The sequence below is a fragment of the Halosaccharopolyspora lacisalsi genome (assembly GCF_014137975.1).
In the GTDB taxonomy this organism is placed as follows: Bacteria; Actinomycetota; Actinomycetes; order Mycobacteriales; family Pseudonocardiaceae; genus Halosaccharopolyspora; species Halosaccharopolyspora lacisalsi.
On the sequence record NZ_JACGWZ010000009.1, the window covers coordinates 85,424 to 100,510 of the forward strand.

The 15,087-nt window shown below is 68.8% G+C and carries 17 protein-coding genes; 8 read left to right on the top strand and 9 right to left on the bottom strand.

The genetic code is table 11. The annotated features are described in order from the left end of the window. The first annotated feature begins 49 nt into the window (after nucleotides 1–49). From FHX42_RS24735 to FHX42_RS24760, 6 genes are all read left to right on the top strand, one after another. Complete coding sequence (locus tag FHX42_RS24735) at nucleotides 50–1,621, top strand: protein kinase family protein (RefSeq protein ID WP_182546876.1); 1,572 nt, start codon at nucleotides 50–52, stop codon at nucleotides 1,619–1,621. Between the two features lie 179 nt (nucleotides 1,622–1,800). Beyond that, nucleotides 1,801–2,409: an RNA polymerase sigma factor SigM gene (sigM, locus tag FHX42_RS24740; RefSeq protein WP_182546877.1), complete on the top strand. Its 609-nt coding sequence runs from the start codon at nucleotides 1,801–1,803 to the stop codon at nucleotides 2,407–2,409. After that, nucleotides 2,406–3,173, top strand: coding sequence for a hypothetical protein (locus FHX42_RS24745; protein WP_182546878.1), 768 nt, complete (start codon nucleotides 2,406–2,408; stop codon nucleotides 3,171–3,173). Before sigM ends, FHX42_RS24745 begins: the two co-directional genes overlap by 4 nt. Nucleotides 3,174–3,297: 124 nt before the next feature. Then, nucleotides 3,298–4,302 carry a thioredoxin-disulfide reductase gene (gene trxB, locus FHX42_RS24750; protein WP_182546879.1) on the top strand — a complete coding sequence of 335 codons (1,005 nt, stop codon included), beginning with the start codon at nucleotides 3,298–3,300 and terminating at the stop codon, nucleotides 4,300–4,302. 50 nt (nucleotides 4,303–4,352) lie between these two features. Continuing rightward, nucleotides 4,353–4,679: a thioredoxin gene (trxA, locus tag FHX42_RS24755; protein WP_182546880.1), complete on the top strand. Its 327-nt coding sequence runs from the start codon at nucleotides 4,353–4,355 to the stop codon at nucleotides 4,677–4,679. Between the two features lie 285 nt (nucleotides 4,680–4,964). Next, nucleotides 4,965–6,116, top strand: coding sequence for an N-acetylmuramoyl-L-alanine amidase (locus FHX42_RS24760; RefSeq protein ID WP_182546881.1), 1,152 nt, complete (start codon nucleotides 4,965–4,967; stop codon nucleotides 6,114–6,116). 66 nt (nucleotides 6,117–6,182) lie between these two features. Here FHX42_RS24760 and FHX42_RS24765 read toward each other — a convergent pair whose 3' ends face one another. Beyond that, complete coding sequence (locus FHX42_RS24765; RefSeq protein WP_182546882.1) at nucleotides 6,183–6,809, bottom strand: GNAT family N-acetyltransferase; 627 nt, start codon at nucleotides 6,807–6,809, stop codon at nucleotides 6,183–6,185. Nucleotides 6,810–7,086: 277 nt separating this feature from the next. On the opposite strand from FHX42_RS24765, the gene FHX42_RS24770 reads away from it, so the two are divergent. Both FHX42_RS24770 and FHX42_RS24775 read left to right on the top strand, forming a co-directional pair. Further along, nucleotides 7,087–8,427, top strand: a complete 1,341-nt coding sequence (locus FHX42_RS24770; RefSeq protein WP_182546883.1) for an aminotransferase-like domain-containing protein — start codon at nucleotides 7,087–7,089, stop codon at nucleotides 8,425–8,427. A 92-nt stretch (nucleotides 8,428–8,519) separates the two neighbouring features. Then, on the top strand, nucleotides 8,520–9,488 hold the full coding sequence (locus FHX42_RS24775; protein ID WP_328796726.1) for a D-alanine--D-alanine ligase family protein: 969 nt from the start codon (nucleotides 8,520–8,522) through the stop codon (nucleotides 9,486–9,488). Nucleotides 9,489–9,546: 58 nt separating this feature from the next. On the opposite strand, the gene FHX42_RS24780 is transcribed toward FHX42_RS24775, so the two are convergent. The 8 genes from FHX42_RS24780 to rpmH all read right to left on the bottom strand — a co-directional run bounded on the left by FHX42_RS24780 (nucleotide 9,547) and on the right by rpmH (nucleotide 14,790). Then, a complete protein-coding gene (locus FHX42_RS24780; RefSeq protein WP_182546884.1) occupies nucleotides 9,547–10,554 on the bottom strand; it encodes a ParB/RepB/Spo0J family partition protein in 1,008 nt (335 codons plus the stop codon). Then, nucleotides 10,551–11,483: a ParA family protein gene (locus FHX42_RS24785; protein ID WP_182546885.1), complete on the bottom strand. Its 933-nt coding sequence runs from the start codon at nucleotides 11,481–11,483 to the stop codon at nucleotides 10,551–10,553. The genes FHX42_RS24780 and FHX42_RS24785 overlap by 4 nt, the downstream gene beginning before the upstream one ends. A 69-nt stretch (nucleotides 11,484–11,552) precedes the next feature. After that, on the bottom strand, nucleotides 11,553–12,251 hold the full coding sequence (gene rsmG / locus FHX42_RS24790) for a 16S rRNA (guanine(527)-N(7))-methyltransferase RsmG (protein WP_328796727.1): 699 nt from the start codon (nucleotides 12,249–12,251) through the stop codon (nucleotides 11,553–11,555). A gap of 205 nt (nucleotides 12,252–12,456) precedes the next feature. Next, nucleotides 12,457–13,014 (bottom strand): Jag family protein, encoded by a 558-nt coding sequence (locus FHX42_RS24795; RefSeq protein ID WP_182546886.1) that lies wholly within the window; start codon nucleotides 13,012–13,014, stop codon nucleotides 12,457–12,459. Nucleotides 13,015–13,045: 31 nt separating this feature from the next. Then, nucleotides 13,046–13,942: a membrane protein insertase YidC gene (gene yidC / locus FHX42_RS24800; protein ID WP_182546887.1), complete on the bottom strand. Its 897-nt coding sequence runs from the start codon at nucleotides 13,940–13,942 to the stop codon at nucleotides 13,046–13,048. A 7-nt stretch (nucleotides 13,943–13,949) separates the two neighbouring features. Then, complete coding sequence (yidD, locus tag FHX42_RS24805; RefSeq protein WP_182546888.1) at nucleotides 13,950–14,225, bottom strand: membrane protein insertion efficiency factor YidD; 276 nt, start codon at nucleotides 14,223–14,225, stop codon at nucleotides 13,950–13,952. A 14-nt stretch (nucleotides 14,226–14,239) separates the two neighbouring features. Continuing rightward, complete coding sequence (rnpA, locus tag FHX42_RS24810; RefSeq protein ID WP_182546889.1) at nucleotides 14,240–14,638, bottom strand: ribonuclease P protein component; 399 nt, start codon at nucleotides 14,636–14,638, stop codon at nucleotides 14,240–14,242. Between the two features lie 8 nt (nucleotides 14,639–14,646). Next, nucleotides 14,647–14,790, bottom strand: coding sequence for a 50S ribosomal protein L34 (gene rpmH, locus FHX42_RS24815; protein WP_182546890.1), 144 nt, complete (start codon nucleotides 14,788–14,790; stop codon nucleotides 14,647–14,649). Nucleotides 14,791–15,087: the final 297 nt, after the last annotated feature.

Sequence of the window (15,087 nt, forward strand, 5' to 3'; positions counted from 1 at the left end):
GGACTGCCCGTGTCCCCCAATTGGAGCGAAAAGGAGCGGGAGCGGGAAGGTGAGCGGTAAACCGACCGAGCAGGCAGGCCCGGGACACGACGACACCGAAGGCGGTGACGCGCCGCATCGCCAGGGTCTGACCCCTGGTGCCGTGCTCGACCACGGTCGCTACCGGCTGCTCGCGCAGGTCGGTTCGGACACCAGGTGCGACGCGCAATTGTGGCGCGCCAAGGACGGCGTCCTCGGACGGGATGTCGCGCTGACCATTCTCGTGGGCGACCGCGCCGACTCCGAGATCGCCGGCAACGCACGCCGCACCCTGGAACGCGCGATGCACGCCAGTACCTTCAACCACGTCGGCGTGGCACGGGTGCTCGACGTCGTGAACCAGTCACCGGACGATCCGGAAGGCGTTCTCGGCATGATCATCGCCGAGTGGACCCACGGCAACGACCTGCTCGACCTGGTCTCGGAAGGACCGCTCTCACCGGGCACCGCCGCCCGGCTGCTGCGCCCGCTCGCGGCGGCGATCGAGGCCGCCCACCACGCCGGGCTCGTCCTCGGTGCCGATCACCCGCAGCGCGTCCGGATCACCGCCGACGGGGAGATCCGGATGGCCTTTCCCGGGCCGCTGCCGCGCGCGACCTCCAGCGACGACGTGCGGGGACTGGGAGCCGCGCTGTACCTGTTGACGACCGGACGATGGGCGCTGTCCGGTGGCCCCGAGGGGACACCGACCGCACCCGTCGGCCCCGACGGCGTCCTCGTCGCCCCGCGCACCCTGCGGCCGAGCGTTCCGCTGGAACTCTCCACCGTGGCCGTCCGCGCGCTCGGCAATCCCGACTCGACCGGCACCACCGGCGGCGTCCGCACCGGGGCCGCCGTGCTGCGGGTGCTGGAGCAGCACGCCGACTCGGACTCCTCGACCGCCACCATGCCGGCGTCCTCGGCCGAGGACGGCTCCGACGAGGTGTGGAGCACCAAGGACCCGGCACCGGACCGCTCCAAGCGCAAGAAGCTGATGATCAGTTTCGCGGTCCTGGCCGTGGCGGCCCTGCTGGTCATCAGCTGGATGACCGTCGGACTCATCAGCATGTTCACCGGGCCGACCACCTCGGGCCCCTCGGTGTTGGTGGGACCGGACAAGAGCGTCACCGAGCAGCCACGGCCGACGCCCGAGCAAGCGCGGCCGGTCGCGGCCTCCGGGGCCGACGTGTTCGTGGCCGAGCAGAACCGCGACAACCGCGAGGACGCCGGACACGTCATCGACGGCGATCCCGGCACGCACTGGGAGACCGACGGCTACAACGACCAGCTCGGCACCGGCTTCAAGAGCGGTATCGGCCTGGTGCTGACCCTGGAACGCCCCACCGAGGTGACCGAGGTCACCATCGAATCGCCCAGTCCGGGGACTCACGTCGAGATCCGCGCCGCGTCGGGGACCAACCCGTCCCTGCAGGGCAGCAAGGTCATCGGGCAGGGCGACCTCAAGGCCGGGACCACTGACGTTCCGGTCCGGGCTTCCAAGCCGACCTCCCACGTGCTGGTGTGGGTCACCAAGCTCACCGAGAACGGCCGCTACAGCTCCCAGATCGACGAGATCACCGTCAAGGGCAGGCCCGCGGCCTGACGGGCCCGCGAGTTCCTTCGAAAGGGCCGCGTGGCGGACCGGGGGGCGATCCGCGTACGTGCCGCAGGCGGCTCCACCGCCGCGTCGAAAGGGGCCTCCCCGCCGAACGGGGTGCGTGCTCACGCGATTGCCCAGAGTGGGGGATGTGGCGTGATTCGTGGTCAGTAAAGTGCTGAGCCGTGTCTGTCCCCGTCAGCTCGGATGCTGATCTCCTCGCGGCGCACAACCGCGGAGATCCGCATGCCTTCGGCGAGCTCTTCAGCCGACATCGTGATCGCCTGTGGGCGGTGGCGCTGCGCACCCTGCGCGATCGCGAGGACGCGGCCGACGCGCTCCAGGAAGCCATGATCTCGGCATTCCGCAACGCCGCGTCGTTCCGCGCCGAATCGCAGGTGGGCACCTGGCTGCACCGGATCGTGGTCAACGCCTGCCTCGACCGCATCCGCCGACGGCAGTCCAGGCCCACCGTCCCGTTGGCCGACGAGGGCCCCCGCGAACCGGCCGCGCCCAGGGACGACTTCGCCGACTCCGACACCAGGATGGCGGTGCAGGACGCCATCGCGTCCCTCCCGGAGGACCAGCGCGCCGCCATCGTGCTCGTCGACATCGAGGGGTACCCGGTCTCCGAGGTCGCGGGGATGCTGGCGATCGCCGACGGAACCGTGAAGAGCCGCTGCGCGCGAGGGCGAGTGCGACTCGCGCAACTTCTCGGACATCTGCGGAACCCGAGTGCGAATGCAAACGTCCCAGTTGACGAGATGGACGCACGTCGACGGGAGGGACGATGAGTGGCGAGGATCGGCGCCGGGAAGCGCCGCAGGGGCCACCGTGGTCCCCGGAACTGCTGGCCGATTTCCAGGCGGGAGTGCTCGACCGGGAAACGGCCGACGAACTGCGACCCCGAGTACGGGCCGACCCCGAGGCCCGGCAGATCCTGGCGGCGCTGGAGGTCACCGGCGCGGAGCTGGCCGACCCACCACCGCTGTCGATCCCCGACGACGTCGCCGTGCGCATCGACGCCGCGCTCCGGGAAGAGGCATCGGCACGGACACCACGACCCCCCGCCGAACAGGTGGACTCCGCCGCTGCTCCGGTCGTCGACATCGACCGGGCACGGCAGCGGCGCCGTCGCCGGATGTGGGGGGCCGGACTGCTTGGCGGTATCGCCGCCGCTGCCGCGGCCGTCATCATCCCCACGTTGCTCGTGCCCGACGATGGCGATCTGAACACCGCCCCGCCGCCGTCGTCCGGACAGGCACCGCTCGCCCTCGACGGCGAGCTCTCGCTGAACGGGGAGCAGTTCTCACGGGTGATGGGCACGCACCAGTACAGCGGGCTGTCGGACCCCGAACGGCTCGTCGGCTGCCTGCGGGCCAACGGAATCGGGAGCGGGAATCCGCTCGGAGCGCGCGAGATCGCCCTCGACGGCGAGCCGGCCCAGCTCTTCGTCCTCACCACCGGCGAACTCGGCGAGTTCCGGCTGCTGGCGGTCCGCCCCGACTGTGGCCCGGGCAACCCGGCCACCGTCTCGGACACCACCTACGGTGGCTGAGCGGCTCCCACCGTTCGGGAGCCGTCGGCAGCGGGAACAGACACGCCTAGGATCGCGTTGACCCGGTACGTGCGCGCTCGAGAGGCCGCGCACCACCTGTACACGTGACGACGGAAGGGGCGCGGTGAGTGGCGACGTCCGGAACCTGATCATCGTGGGCTCCGGCCCAGCCGGATACACCGCGGCGGTGTACGCCGCGCGGGCCGAGCTCGAACCAGTGGTCTTCGAGGGCACCCAGTTCGGCGGTGAACTCATGACCACGACAGACGTGGAGAACTACCCGGGCTTCCGGGACGGCATCATGGGACCCGATCTCATGGAGCAGTTCCGTGCTCAGGCACAGCGCTTCGGCGCCGAGCTGCGCACCGAGGACGTCGAGGAACTGGACCTCTCCGGTGAGATCAAGACGCTCACGGCCAACGGAGTCCAGCACCGGGCCAGGGCCGTCGTGCTCGCCATGGGCGCCGCCGCCCGCTACACCGGGGCCCCCGGCGAGGAGCGGCTGCTCGGGCGCGGCGTGTCGGCGTGCGCGACCTGTGACGGCTTCTTCTTCCGCGACCAGGACATCGCCGTCGTCGGCGGTGGTGACTCGGCGATGGAGGAGGCCACCTTCCTCACCCGCTTCGCCCGGTCGGTCACGATCGTCCACCGTCGCGACGAGTTCCGCGCCTCCAAGATCATGCTGGAGCGGGCCCGGGCCAACGAGAAGATCAAGTGGCGCACCAACGCCACCGTGACCGAGGTGCAGGGCGAGGGAACCGTTTCCGGGATCACCCTGCGCGACACGGTCACCGGCACGGAGTCCGAGCTGCCCGTGACGGGGCTGTTCGTGGCCATCGGTCACGACCCGCGCAGCCAGCTCGTCCGCGACCAGCTGGAGGTCGACGAGGAGGGTTACATCCTCGTGCGGCACCCTTCCACGCACACCGGCCTGCCCGGCGTGTTCGCGGCGGGCGACCTGGTCGACAAGACCTACCGCCAGGCCGTCACGGCAGCCGGTTCGGGGTGCTCGGCGGCCATCGACGCCGAGCGCTGGCTGGCCGAGCAGGAGGCCGCGCCCGCGGCCGACATCGCCGCCGAGCAGGTCGGTGGTGGCTACGGAGCCCCCGTCGCCGAGGCCACCCGCTGAACGCACCGGTCGAAACCCGGTGAAGATCACCGAAGTCAAGGGAGATGAACATGGCCGGCAAACCCGTGACCGTGGACGCCGATTCCTTCAAGTCCGAGGTCCTCGACAGTGACCGCCCCGTGCTGGTCGACTTCTGGGCCACCTGGTGCGGCCCGTGCAAGATGGTCGCCCCGGTGCTGGAGGAGATCGCCGACGAGTACCCGGAAAAGATCACCATCGCGAAGCTGGACATCGACCAGAACCCCAGCGTCTCTCGCGACTACCAGGTGATGTCGGTACCGACGATGCTGCTGTTCTCCGGCGGCGAGCCGGTCAAGCAGATCGTGGGTGCCAAGCCGAAGGCACAGCTGCTGTCCGATCTGTCCGAATACCTGTGAAGTCCGCCTCCCTGTGAGGCGCCGCACTAACGCGATCCCATCGCCCCTCCGACAACGGGGGGACGGTGGGATCGCGTCGTGCGCACGGGGAATCCACGTAGACACGTTGAGTAACTGCACCGCAGTGGAGTGTTGCCGCGTTCGTGCGGCCCATAGCGCTGGAACGACAGCGGCAAGGCACAATAACTCCACGAGGGTCCGCCGAAACGCCAAAAATGGATACCGGGGGGTAACCATCATCCTTCGCGCCGGTCCGTTCCGGCGCCTGAATCGAGCGAGGAGTGCATGCAGCTGCTCCACCGCGGTGATGTCGGCCCGGCCGTCGCCGAGATCAGGAACACTCTCGCCGCGCTGGGTCTGCTACCGGCACCGAACGGCCATCCGGAACCCGTCTCCTACGACGGCGCGATGGAACAGGCCGTGCGTGCCTTTCAGCAGCAACGAGGGCTGATCACCGACGGAGTGGTCGGTCCGGCCACCTACCGTGCCCTCACGGACGCGCGCTGGCGGCTCGGAGACCGTTCCCTGGCGTTCCTGGTCTCCAAACCGGTCAGTGGCGACGACGTGTTCGCGCTTCAGGAGCGGTTGCTCGAACTCGGTTACGACGCGGGCCGCCCGGACGGCATTTTCGCCCACGATACCGAAGAGGCGCTGCGCAACTTCCAGCGCGACTACGGTCTCAACGCCGACGGCATCTGCGGCCCCCAGACGATGCGCGCCCTCAAGCAGCTCGCGCCGAAGGTGCGCGGTGGTCGTCCGGTTTACCTGCGTGAGCAGGAGAAAGTACGGCGCGCGGGACCGCGGTTGCGCGGCAAGCGCATCGTCATCGACCCGGGCCACGGCGGTACCGATCACGGAGTGATCAACGACAGCATCACCGAGTCCGACCTGGCGTGGGACTTCGCGCGGCGGCTGGAGGGCCGCATGGTCGCCACCGGGATGGAGGCGCTGATCTCCCGCGGCCCGAACTCGTGCCCCCCGGACTCCGACCGGGCGGCCTTCGCCAACGAGGCGGGCGCCGATCTGTTCCTGTCGCTGCACATGGACGCCAACCCGTCACCGCTGGCCCAGGGCGTGGCCAGTTTCCACTTCGGGACCGGCAACGGCACCACGTCGACGGTGGGCGAGGCGCTGGCCGGTTTCCTGCAGCGAGAGATCATCGCCCGAACGGGGATGCGGGACTGCCGGACCCATCCCAAGACCTGGGAAGTCCTCCGCCTGACCAAGATGCCCGCGGTCCGGGTCGAGGCCGGGTACCTCACCAACATCGAGGACCGTCGCCGACTGCTCGACCCCGCGTTCCGCGACGTGATCGCCGAGGCACTGCTGGTGGCGGTGAAGCGGCTCTACCTGCTGGGCGAGGACGACCAGCCGACCGGGACGTTCACCTTCGACGACCTGCTTCGCCACGAGTTCACCCGCGCGGAGGGCGCCTGAGACGGCCACGCCGGGGCTGAGACCCCTGTGGCGGGCCCGCTACGCGAGCCGACCCGGCAAACCCCCTTACCTCCGATCGAAGCTCGGCTCGGCGGTACGCACCGACGTGGTGTCCAGCAGCCGTTCCAGCGCGGCCTCGACGTCCTCCTTCCAGTTGATCGCCGTGCGCAGCTCGAGCCGCAGCCGGGGCCACTCGTGGTGGGGACTGACCGTCTTGAAACCCACCTGCCGCAGGAACCCCGCCGGGATGACGCATCCCGCGGGGTCCTCGGTGGCGTCTCCGAAGGCCTCAATCGCCTGTACGCCGCGTCGGGTGAGGTCTTCGGCGACGTGGCGCACCAGGAAGCGGCCGAGCCCGGCACGCTCGAAATCAGCGGTGACGCGCAGCGCCGTCAACAGCACCGCGTCGGCGCTGACGGGGCCGGTCGGGAACAACGCGGCTCCGGGGACCGCCGCCGGCGGAGCGTAGAGGGCGTAGCCGGCGGGCACGTCGTCGACGTGGACGGTGCGCCCACAGGATCCCCACTCCAGGAGCACGCTGGAGACCCAGGCCTCCTTCTCCAGATCCGTGTGCCCGAACTCCTCGGCCTGCTCCCGCACGTGCGGCGCGAGCTCCCAGAACACGCACCGGCGGCACTTCGAAGGCAACTCGTCGAGCTCGTCCAGCGTGATGCCCGCTATGCGTCGAGACACCTGACCTCCCACGATCGGCGCGCATCAGTACGTCGCCACCTGCTGTGGCCTTCAACATAGCAAGACACCGCGGTGGGACGGCGGCCCAACGAGCACCCGTCGAGTCGTTCGAAAAGCATCGACGGACAGTGATGTTCGTTACTCCCCGAACACCTCGGGGGAGGCGCACGTTACACGAACAGGGTGGGTGAGCGATGTGCTGGTTAGAATCGCCGGATCGCCGATAACGGCGCAGACCGAGTCGATCCGGCGCACCACCGAACCCGGGAGCGCGACCATGTCCGATCACGGAAGCCACCACAGTCACTCCACGTCGCCGGAGAACCAGGCGCCGGCACGCACCCTCGACGCGCACACCGAGCGCTACGCCCGGCGCACGGCGGGAATGACGGCCTCCGAGATCCGAGCTCTCTTCGCGGTCGCCAGCCGCCCCGAGGTCGTATCGCTGGCGGGCGGGATGCCCAATCTCGCCGCCCTGCCGCTGGAGTCCCTCTCCGGTGAGATCGCCCGACTGATCGCCGAGGACGGCCAGGCCGCGCTCCAGTACGGCTCCGCCCAGGGCGTGGGGCAGCTGCGCGAGCAGATCTGCGAGATCATGGAGCTGGAGGGCATTTCCGCGCACTCCGACGACGTCATGGTCACGGTCGGCTCGCAGATGGCGATGGACCTGGTCACGCGGATCTTCGTCGATCCCGGTGACGTCGTTCTCGCCGAAGGCCCGACCTTCGTGGGTGCCCTCGGTTCGTTCACCGCGTACCAGGCCGACGTCGTGCACGTCGACATGGACGACGACGGCATGCAGCCGGAGGCGCTGCGCCAGACCATCGACGAGGTGCACCGGCAGGGCAAGCGCATCAAGTTCCTCTACACGATCCCCAACTTCCACAACCCCGCCGGAGTGACCCTGGCCGTCGAGCGCCGCTCGGAGATCCTGGAGATCTGCGCCAGCAACGGCATCCTCGTGCTGGAGGACAACCCGTACGGCCTGCTCGGCTTCGACGGCCAGACCTATCCGTCGCTGCGCTCGCAGGACCCCGACAACGTGGTCTACCTCGGCTCGTTCTCCAAGACCTTCGCCTCGGGTCTGCGGGTCGGATGGGTGCTCGCGCCCCACGCCGTGCGGGAGAGGCTCGTACTGGCCGCCGAGTCCGCCACCCTGTGCCCGCCGACGCTGAACCAGATGATCGTCTCGCGGTACCTGAGCACGCACGACTGGAAGGGCCAGATCAAGGTCTTCCGTGAGCAGTACCGCGAACGCAGGGACGCCATGCTGGGCGCGCTCGAGCAGCACATGCCCGCGGGCAGCGACTGGACCCACCCCGAGGGCGGCTTCTACGTGTGGTTCACCGCCCCGGAGGGGATCGACACCAAGGAGATGCTGCCGCGCGCGGTCAACCAGCGCGTCGCCTACGCGTCGGGCACCGGTTTCTACGCCGACGGGTTCGGCAACCGCCAGATGCGGTTGTCGTTCTGCTATCCCACCCCGGAGCGCATCCGGGAGGGCGTGCGGCGCCTGGCCAACACCGTCACCGACGAGTTGGACCTGGTGCGCACCTTCGGTCCGACGGGAAAACGCCCGGCCACGGGACCGCAGACACCGTCGCCCGACACCGCCTGATTCGCCGTCGGCAGCAGGGTTCCCCGTCATGATCCGGTCCACTGTGCTCGTCGAACGAGCGCAGTGGACTTACTACGTCCCAAGGTGGAGGAGTGGTCGATATTTCCGCTGATCGCTGGGTCGCCGTGCTGTCGGGCGGCCTTTCCCACGAACGCGAGGTCTCGCTTCGGTCGGGCCGGCGCCTGTCGGCCGCACTGCGGTCGGCGGGGCTGACCGTCACGGAGTGGGACGCCGACGGCATGCTGCTGTCGCGGCTGGCCACGGAACGTCCGGACGCCGTGGTGGTGGCACTGCACGGTGGCGAGGGGGAGAACGGCGCGATCCAGTCGATCCTGGACATGGCCGGCGTTCCCCACGTGGGCACCGATCCGAGCGCGTGCCGGCGGGCGTGGGACAAACCCACGGCCAAGGCGGAGATCAGCCGAGCGGGACTGACCACTCCGGACTGGGTCGCCCTGCCGCACTCGACCTTCCGGGAGCTCGGTGCCCAGCCGGTCATCGACGCCCTGGTGGCGAAGCTCGGACTGCCACTGATGCTCAAACCCGACCAGGGCGGTTCCGCACTCGGTGCCAGGGTGGTGCGCGAAGCCGCGGAACTTCCCTCGGCGATGGTCGGGGCCCTGTCCTACGGGGACACCGTGCTCGTCGAGCAGCTCGTCGAGGGCACCGAAGTCGCCATCGGTGTCGTGGACGGCCCGGAGGGCCCGGAGGCCCTGCCCGCGGTGCAGATCGAGGCCGCCGGGGGAATCTACGACTACGCCGCTCGCTACACCGCCGGCCTCACGAGCTACCGGGTACCGGCGGAGCTGGACACGTCGAGCGCGGAGGAGCTGGCGATAGCGGCCCACCGGCTGCTGGGACTGCGAGACGTCTCACGGACCGACGCGATCATCGACCGGGAGGGCACCGCGCACTTCCTCGAAGTCAACGTCTCCCCGGGGCTCACCGAGACCTCCCTGCTGCCGATGGCGATCGAGGCCGCCGACCGCTCCCTCGGGGGAGTGTTCGCCGGCCTGATCGAACAAGCGATCTCAAGGGGACACGCGGGCCGGCTTGCGTAGTGACGCCATCGGTTTCACGTGAAACAAGCCAGCGTCACCGTGACGCAATGGCCTTGGATTATCGCTCGGGGCTCGTACCGACGTTATCGGCGTTGCTCGGCAACAGCAGTTCGCCCAACCGCTCCAGGTCCTCGGAAGAGCCGAACTCCACCACGATGCGCCCCTTGCGCTGTCCCAGTTCCACGCGGACCTTGGTGTCCAACCGATCGGAAAGCTTCTCGGCCAGTTCCTCCGAACCCGGAGCTTCCAACTGCTTGCGCGGCGCGGGTTTGGACTTGGCCGGCCCGGTTCCCTTCCGCAACGTGACCGCTTCCTCCGTCGCCCGGACCGACAGTCCTTCGGAGACGATCCGGCCGGCCAACTCCTCCTGATCGCCGGGAGCCTCCAGCGTCAGCAAGGCACGGGCGTGCCCCGCCGACAGCACTCCCGCCGCGACCCGTCGCTGCACCGGCAACGGCAGTCGCAGCAGTCGGATCGTGTTGGTGATGACCGGGCGACTGCGCCCGATGCGATCCGCGAGCTCGTCGTGCGTCACGTCGAACTCGTCGAGCAGCTGCTGGTAGGCCGAGGCCTCCTCCAACGGATTGAGCTGCACGCGGTGGATGTTCTCCAACAGCGCGTCGCGCAGCAGCGCGCCGTCGTCCTCGACCGGACGCACGATCGCGGGGAGCACCTCGAGTCCGGCCCGCTCGGCCGCCCTCCACCGGCGCTCTCCCATGACGAGTTCGTAGCGATCGTCGCCCACGTCGCGGACGACGATCGGCTGCATCAGCCCGAACTCTCCGATGGAATGCTCCAGCTCCGCCAGCGCCTCCTCGTCGAAGACCTGACGCGGCTGCCGCGGGTTCGGCGTGATCGCCGCGATGTCCACTTCGCGGTAGACCGCTCCAGCCACGGTGCCGCCGGTTTCACGTGAAACCGGCTCCTCGTGCTCCTCCTCGGGGGCCGGGCGCAACCGAACGCTCCCGGGGGAGGCGGGGGGAGTTTCCGGCTCGGATTCCTCCGCCGGGCCACTCGGAATGAGTGCCGCGAGTCCCCGCCCCAGACCACCTCGCCGCTCGTTCATGCCGTCTCCCTCTCGATACCGCGCTCCGCGATCTCGCGGGCGGCGTCCAGGTAGCTCATCGCACCGCGGGAACCGGGATCGTAGGTCAGAACGGTCTGACCGAATCCGGGTGCCTCGGAGATCTTCACGCTACGGGGGATCACCGTCCGCAACGCCAACTCGCCGAAGTGCTGCCGCACCTCACCGGCCACCTGGTCGGCGAGCTTGGTCCGCCCGTCGTACATGGTGAGCAGAATCGTGGAAATCGACAAGGACGGGTTCAGGTGCGACTGCACGAGTTCGATGTTGCTGAGCAGCTGACCGAGTCCCTCCAGCGCGTAGTACTCGCACTGGATCGGGATCGCCACCTCGTGGGCGGCCACCATCGCGTTCACCGTGAGCAGGCCCAACGAGGGCGGGCAGTCGATCAAGACGTAGTCCACGTCGAGTTTCTCCAGCACCTCGGGGCGCAACGCCTCCCGGAGCCGGGCTTCGCGAGCCACCATCGTGACGAGCTCGATCTCCGAGCCGGCCAGATCGAGCGTGGCCGGCACGCACAGCAGATTCCCCGCCTGCTTGCTCGGTACCGCCGCCTCCGCGACACCGATCTCACCGAGCAGGATCTCGTAGACCGAGGACACGCCGGAGCGGTGCTCGACTCCCAGGGCGGTGCTCGCGTTGCCCTGCGGGTCGAGATCGATCACCAACACGTTGAGCCCCTGCAGCGCGAGCCCGGCGGCCAGGTTCACCGTGCTCGTGGTCTTGCCGACGCCCCCCTTCTGATTGGCCACGGTCATGATCCGCCGTCGATCGGGGCGGGGGAGCTGCATCGTCTCCGGATGCAGCACGTTGGTCGCTCGCTGCGCCTCCTCCATGATCGGAGTCCACCCGATGCTCTCGACCTCGTCGTTCGCGTGCTTGCCGGACGAGGACGAGGCGGGGAAACGCATGCCACCGACCGAACGTCCCCTGGTTTCACGTGAAACGCCGTCCGTGTCGTTCGACTCGGGATTCATCTCTCAACGATCCTTCCTTGTCCGACGCTTGCCACGGCGCCGCGTGGTCGCGTCCCGGTCGGCGACGCGCTCCACCACGACGATGTTCGTGAGTTCTTCCAACACTCCGTCGCCACAGGAGATCAGTTCCTGCCGTCCACCACCCGCCGAACGGATCTCGGCGGCGTCCCTGTCGAGTTCCTCCGCGGCGGTGGCTCCCTTCATCGCGAGCAACCGCCCACCAGGACGGACCAGCGGAAGGCACCAGGACGCCAACCGCCCCAGCGGGGCCACGGCACGGGCCAGGACCACGTCCTGACCGGCGAACCGTTCTCGCACCGGAGCCTCCTCCGCACGCCCACGTACCACCTCGGCGGTGAGCGCGAGCTCGTCGACGACCTCCTGCAGCCACGTCACCCTCCGAGCCATCGGCTCCAGCAGGGTGCACCGTATGTCCGGGCGTGCGATGGCCAGTGGGATGCCCGGAAGTCCCGCCCCGGAGCCTACGTCGAGCACCCGGGAACTCGGGGGAAGCAACTCCGCGAGAACCACGGAATTCAGCAGATGTCTGTCCCAGAGTCGGTCGACCTCGCGTGGACCGATCAGTCCACGCCGAACACCGTGCTCCGAGAGCATGTCGGCAAAGCGCTCGGCCAGCGGTAACCGCTCGCCGAAAAGGTCCTGACGAACATCCGAGGAGTGCTGAGGTTCGTTCTCCACCACAGTTCACACCCTGTCGTTTCACGTGAAACACCGTCGGTCGGTGCGCCCGCCACCAAGCCTGCCGGACGCCGTCGAGGGCACCGACACCAGCCCCTGGTTTCACGTGAAACAACGAAGGGCCGCCCCTGACGGGACGGCCCCAAGGTTCGGGTGAACGGGGAGCGCGGCACTACCCGCACCGCTGCGCAACCGTTCCGAAAAATTCTCACTCGGTGCGGTAGACGACGACCTTCCGCTCGGGCCCCTCGCCCTCACTCTCGCTGTGCACGCCGGCGACCTGAGCCACCGCGTCGTGAACCACCTTGCGCTCGAACGGGCTCATCGGCCGCAGCCGCTTCTCCTTGCCGGTCTCCAGCACGTTTTCGGCCGTCGTGCGCCCCAGGGCGCTGAGCTCGTCCCGACGACTCGCGCGCCACCCCGCGACGTCGAGCATCAGCCGACTGCGCTCACCGGTCTCCTGCTGCACGGCCAGTCGGGTCAACTCCTGCAGCGCTTCCAGGACCTCACCGTCGCGGCCGACGAGCCGCTCCAGGTCGCTGCCGCCCTCGACACTGACGATCGCGCGGCCGGCCTCCACGTCGAGGTCGATGTCGCCGTCGTAGTCGAGCAGGTCGAGCAGCTTCTCCAGGTAGTCACCGGCGACGTCGCCCTCCTGCACCAGGGTCGACTCGGTGTTTTCCGCGTTGCCCGCGTCCTCCGTGTTGTCCGCGTTCTTCACGCTGTCCGCCGCTTGCTGATCGGACTCCTGCACGGTTTCCGACACTGGGTGTCTCCTCTCCAAGGTTCGCGAGGGGTCACCGGGCCGTACCCGGCTGGTCCTCGTCACGGGAACGGTCCTCGATCACTCCGGGAACTTCGTCGGGCTCGTCCTCGATCTCGACCGCGGGGCCGGACTCGTCCGTCACCTCGGTGGCCTGCTGTTCACGGTCGATGCGGCGGAAAACGACGTACTGCTGTCCCAGCGTCCAGGCGTTGTTCGCGAGCCAGTAGATGAGGATGGCCAGCGGCAGGAACGGGCCACCGACGACGGCGAAGGCCGGGAATCCCCACAGCATCAGTCGATTCATCATCGCCGTCTGCGAGTTCGCGCTCGCGGCTCCGGGCTGGCGCGCGATCGAGTGGCGGGAGGTGAAGTGGGTCGCGACCGCCGCCGCGATCATCAGCGGTACTCCGACCAGCAGCATGGACGTGCGGTCGGTACCGAAGGAATCCAGCACCTGGGCCGGTTGGCTGATCGCGTTCGACAGCTGCGCACCGAACAGGTCGGCCCGGACGAACGAGAGGACCTCGGCGCGGTCGAACACGAAGTTCGACGGCGCGTCGGGCTTGAACCCGTTGAGCACGTGGAACAACCCGAAGAACACCGGAACCTGCACCAGCATCGGCAGGCAACCGCCGAGCGGGTTGACCCCGTGCTCGCGCTGGAGCTTCTGCATCTCCTCGGCCAGGCGCTGCTTGTCGTCGCCGTGCTGCTGTTGCAGCTCGCGAATCTTCGGCGCGAACTCCTGCATCTTGCGCATCGAGCGCACCTGATGCACGAACGGCTTGAACAGCAGGGCGCGCAGCGTGAACACGAGGAACACGACCGAGAGCGCCCAGGCGTAGCCGCCGCCCGAGTCGAGTACCTTCCCGAAGACCTCGTGCCAGAACCACAAGATGGCCGAGACCGGATAATTGATGAAATCCAGCACGACAGCTCTACTCCTCGGCAGGGGGTCGGGCGGGGGGCACCGGATCCAAGCCACCGGGGTGCCAGGGACCGCAGCGCAGCAGTCGCCGCAACGTCAGCCAGCCACCCCGCAGGGCACCGTGCACGGTCAGCGCTTCCACCGCGTAGGCACTACAACTCGGGTAGAACCGACACGTCGGAGGCAGCAGCGGCGAAATCACCTTGCGGTAGGCGCGGACCGGCAACAACAGCACCCACGCCACCGGCCCCGGCCGAGTGCCGGAGTCGGTTCGTTCGTCGTCCATCGCGCCAACCCCCGTCAACAGGGGCCGTCCGCCGGTGCGGACAGGCGAAGTTTCCGCAGTGCCGCGTCGAGGTCCCTACCCAGCTCGGCACTGGTGGCCGGAGCCGCCGGAGGCAGGGCTCGTACGACGGCCAGCGTCCCCGCGGGCAGCCGGTCCAGCCGCTGCCGCACGAGGTGTCGTAGTTGGCGAGTCACCCGGTGCCGCACGACGGCGTTTCCGACGGCCTTGCTCACGACAAAACCCACCCGGGCCGGTTCTTCCGAGTCCCGGATGGGTGTCGTACCGCAATCGGCACGGGGTGCCTCCGGCTGCAGCACATGCAGCACCAGGCGTGAGCGTCCGGCTCGACGACCTCGGCGGATGGCCAGGCCGAAGTCCTGGCTTCGCGTCAACCGAGCAGCCGCGGGAAGCACGTGTCAGCTCACGCTGTGAGTTGCTTGCGACCCCTGCGACGACGAGCGGCCACGATGGCACGCCCGGCGCGGGTGTGCATGCGCTGCCGGAAGCCGTGGGTTTTCGCCCGCTTGCGGTTGTTCGGCTGATAGGTGCGCTTGCCCTTGCTCACGGTCGGATCTCCCGGTTACTACAGGCATGCTGTGGCCAGCATGACCACTATGGGCTGGTCATGTCCCGTCCGCGGACAGCTGCTCGCACTCGCCGTGACCGGACTTCTCCGGCGGGGACGAGGACGGCACGCTCGAACCCGATGTGCCGGCACCGTGTCGACGAAAAATCAAGCACGACCGCAAGCCCGCCTCGGTGACGGGGACTTCGCCAGCGTACGCACCCTACCGTCGCGCTTCAAAACCGGGGGCGACCAACGGGCCTTGTCGCGGTCTTCGCGACGTTGTTAACCTACCGG

Bases quoted from the DNA above. Each gene is read 5' to 3' on its own strand.
- trxA (WP_182546880.1), top strand. From the start codon at position 4,353: ATGGCCGGCAAACCCGTGACCGTGGACGCCGATTCCTTCAAGTCCGAG.
- FHX42_RS24780 (WP_182546884.1), bottom strand. From the start codon at position 10,554: ATGAACGAGCGGCGAGGTGGTCTGGGGCGGGGACTCGCGGCACTCATT.
- FHX42_RS24745 (WP_182546878.1), top strand. From the start codon at position 2,406: ATGAGTGGCGAGGATCGGCGCCGGGAAGCGCCGCAGGGGCCACCGTGG.
- FHX42_RS24785 (WP_182546885.1), bottom strand. From the start codon at position 11,483: ATGCGTTTCCCCGCCTCGTCCTCGTCCGGCAAGCACGCGAACGACGAG.
- FHX42_RS24770 (WP_182546883.1), top strand. From the start codon at position 7,087: ATGTCCGATCACGGAAGCCACCACAGTCACTCCACGTCGCCGGAGAAC.
- FHX42_RS24760 (WP_182546881.1), top strand. From the start codon at position 4,965: ATGCAGCTGCTCCACCGCGGTGATGTCGGCCCGGCCGTCGCCGAGATC.
- yidD (WP_182546888.1), bottom strand. From the start codon at position 14,225: ATGGACGACGAACGAACCGACTCCGGCACTCGGCCGGGGCCGGTGGCG.